The 3,680-nt window shown below is 72.4% G+C and carries 1 protein-coding gene; it reads right to left on the bottom strand.

All coding sequences use genetic code 11. The features are described from left to right. Window positions 1-3,680 (bottom strand): SDR family NAD(P)-dependent oxidoreductase (locus AB0B40_RS38015; protein WP_362268201.1); only part of this gene is annotated, 3,680 nt, incomplete at both ends.

The raw sequence follows: 3,680 nt of genomic DNA, 5'->3' as shown, positions 1-3,680 counted from the left end.
ACCCCGGATCGAAATCACCCGCGTCGTACAGGAAACCACCCTCACGCGCGTACGCCGTGCCCTTGTGGTCCGGGTCGGGGTGGTACAGCGCCTCCAGGTCCCAGCCGCGGTCGTCGGGGAACGCGGCCATGGCGTCGCCGCCCCTGGCGAGCAGGGACCACAGGTCCTCGGGGGTGCGTACGCCACCCGGGAAGCGGCAGCTCATCGCGACGATCGCGATCGGCTCGTCCACCGCCGTCGCCCCTCGTAGGGCCGGCAGTACCGCGCTCCGGGAGGCGCCGTCGGAGACGCCGGCCGCCGTCAGCTCCGCCAGCAGGTGACGGGCGAGCCCGGCGGCCGTGGGGTAGTCGAACACGAGCGTGGCAGGCAGCCGCAGTCCGGTGGCCGTGTTCAGCCGGTTGCGCAGCTCCACCGCCGTCAACGAGTCGAAACCGAGTTCGCGGAAAGCGCGGTCGGCCGCCACCTCGTCGCCCGGACCGTAGCCCAGAACGGCGCCCACATGAGTGCGCACCATGTCGAGCACGACCTGTTCCCGCTTCGCCTCCGGCAGTCCGGCCAGTTCACCGGCGAGGCCGTCAGCCGCACCGGCCACGGTCGCGGGCGCCGCCGCCGTACGCCGTGCGGCCGTACGCACAAGCCTGCGCAGCAGCGGCGGTACGGGGCCGTTCCCACCCCGCAGCACCGTGGCGGCGAGCCGTACGGGGACCAGCAGTGCCTCTTCCGCGGTGAGAGCCGCGTCGAAGAGGGCCAGTCCTTCTTGCGACGACAGCGGTACGACGCCCCCGCGGGCCATCCTGGCGAGATCGGTGTCCGCCAGGTGGCCGGTCATCTCGCTGCGTTCGGCCCAGAAGCCCCAGGCCAGCGAGACCGCGGGCAGGCCCTGGGCGTGGCGGTGCGCGGCCAGGGCGTCCAGGAAGGCGTTGGCCGCCGCGTAGTTGGCCTGTCCGGCCGCGCCGAAGGTGGCCGCGGCGGAGGAGAAGAGCACGAACGCCGACAGGTCCAGGTCGCGGGTCAGTTCGTGCAGGAGCAGGGCGGCGTCCGCCTTCGGGCGCAGCACGGCGTCCACGCGCTCGGGCGTGAGGGCGTCCACCACGCCGTCGTCCAGCACACCCGCCGTGTGCACCACACCGCGCAGGGGCATGTCCTGGGGGATGCGTGCCAGCACACCGGCCAGCGCTTCGCGGTCCGTCACGTCACAGGACTCGAACACGCTCTCCGCGCCCAGACCGGCCAGGTCCGCCGCCAGTTCCGCTGCGCCGGGAGCGGCGTCGCCCCGGCGTGACAGCAGTACGAGACGCCGTACACCGTGTTCGGCGGCCAGGTGGCGTGCGACCAAGCCGCCCAGTACGCCGCTCGCTCCGGTGATCAGGACCGTTCCGTCGGCGTTCCACGGACCGGCCGGGCCGGCCGTCGCCGGCGGGGTCACCGCCCTGAACAGCCGGGGCGCACGGAGTTCGCCCCCGCGTACGGCGATCTGGGGCTCGTCGGCGGTGAGGGCTGCGAGGGCCGCGCCGGCGGCGACGTGCCAGGTGCCGGGGCCGGTGAGGGAGGCGGAGTCGATGTCGGGTGTGGCTTCGAGGTCGACCAGGTGGAACCGGTCCGGGTGTTCCGTCTGCGCGGACCGGACCAGGCCCCACACGGCGGCCGCCGCCGGGTCCGGCACGGCCTCGCCCCGTGCGGTGGCGACCGCACCCCGGGTGACGAAGACCAGCCTCGAGGACTCCGCGGACGCGTTGCCGATCCAGTCCTGGACGGCGCGCAGCGCCCGGTACACCAGCTCGCGCGTGGCGGCCGCCGGCTCCGTCGCTTCCTCCCCGTCCGTGCCGACCGGAGAGAAGCACGGCAGAAGGACGACCCGCGGGAGGGTCTCCGCCGGGTTCGAGGACAGGTGGACGAGACACGGCACCCGCGATCCGGCCGACTCGGGTGCGGTCTCGGTGCCCTGGGTGGCCGTATCGAGCACCGCCCAGTCCTCCGCGGCCGCCGGCTCGGGCACGGCCTGGACCGCCTCCCAGCGGATCCCGAACAGCGACTCCGGTGTCGAGCGCGTCGCGGCGCTGTCGAGCAGCTCCGGCGAGACAGGGCGACCCACCAGTGAGCCGACGGACGCCACCGGTGCGCCGGTCACGTCGGCCGCCAGCACCGACACGCCATCCGCTCCGGTCCTGGACAGGCGCACCCGAAGCGTGGTCGCTCCCGTGGCATGCAGGGAAACCCCGCTCCACGCGAACGGCAGCCGTGCCACGCCCGGCTCCTCGGCATCTCCGGCCTGACGTGTGTCCCGGCCGCTCGGATGACCGATGCCGGTCACGTGCAACGCGGCGTCCAGCAGAGCCGGGTGGATCCCGTAACGCTGCCCTTCCTCGCGCTGCTCCTCCGGGAGAACGATCTCGGCGAACACGTCGTCGCCGCGCCACCAGGCAGCCCGCACGCCGCGGAAGACCGGCCCGTACTCAAGTCCGAGCCCGGCCAGCCGCTCGTACAGGCCGTCCACCGTCAGGGCAGCGGAGTCGGCCGGCGGCCATACGGCCAGCTCGCCCGCGTCCGCGGGGACTTCGGCGTCGACGGTGGTGAGGACACCTCGGGCATGACAGGTCCAGGCTTCCTCGTCATCCCCCTCGACACGGGAGTACACCCCCACATCACGGCGGTCCGGATCGTCCGTACCGCCGACGACGACCTGCACCTGCACCGCGCCGTCCTCCGGCAACACCAGCGGTGCCTGAAGCGTCAGCTCCTCAAGACCGCGGCACCCCGCCGCGTCCGCCGCCCGCAGCGCCAGCTCCACGAAAGCGGTTCCCGGTACGACGGCCCTCCCCAGGACGAGGTGATCGGCCAGCCAGGGCTGAGCCGCCAACGCCAACCTGCCGGTGAGTACGAGCCCGTTCGCGTCCGCCAAAGACACCACGGCGCCCAGCAAGGGGTGATCCGCCGAACCGAGACCGACAGCGGCCACATCACCGGCGCGGGTGGCTGGCGACTTGAGCCAGTAGTGCTGGTGCTGGAAAGCGTAGGTCGGCAGCTCGACGCGTTGAGCGCCCGTGCCCTTGAACACCGCGGCCCAGTCGACGGCCGCGCCCCCGACGAACGCCTCGGCCACCGACGTCAGGAAACGGAACAGACCACCCTCGTCACGACGCAGCGAACCGACAGCGGATATCGGTGTGTTGAGGTGCTCCTCTGCCGTCTGCTCGACACCCATCGTCAGCACCGGATGCGCACTCGACTCGACGAACAGACGGAAACCGTCATCGAGGAGGGCCCGCACGGTGTCGGCGAAACGAACCGTCTGACGAAGATTGCGATACCAGTACCCCGCGTCCAGACCGGTCGTGTCCAGCACGCCGGCCGTCACCGTGGAGTAGAACGGCACCGACGCCACCTGCGGAGCGATCCCCGCCAGGTCACGCAGGAGTACGTCCTCGATCTCCTCCACATGCGAGCAGTGTGAGGCATAGTCCACCGCGACACGACGCGCCCGCACACCCTCCGCCTCGCAGCTCGCCAGGAGTTCATCGAGAGCGTCCGCGTCACCGGAAACCACCACCACGGCGGGGCCGTTGACGGCCGCGACCGCGAGCCGGCCGTCCCACGCCTGCAACCGCTCCTGCACGGCTTCCAGGGTGAGGGAGACGGACACCATCCCACCACGGCCCGACAGCGCGCGGATGGCCTTGCTC

The organism is Streptomyces sp. NPDC042638, from assembly GCF_040647235.1.
Lineage (GTDB): Bacteria > Actinomycetota > Actinomycetes > Streptomycetales > Streptomycetaceae > Streptomyces > Streptomyces rameus.
The sequence above is the reverse complement of the archived record's forward strand: the minus strand, read 5'-3'. Positions and strand labels throughout refer to the sequence as shown.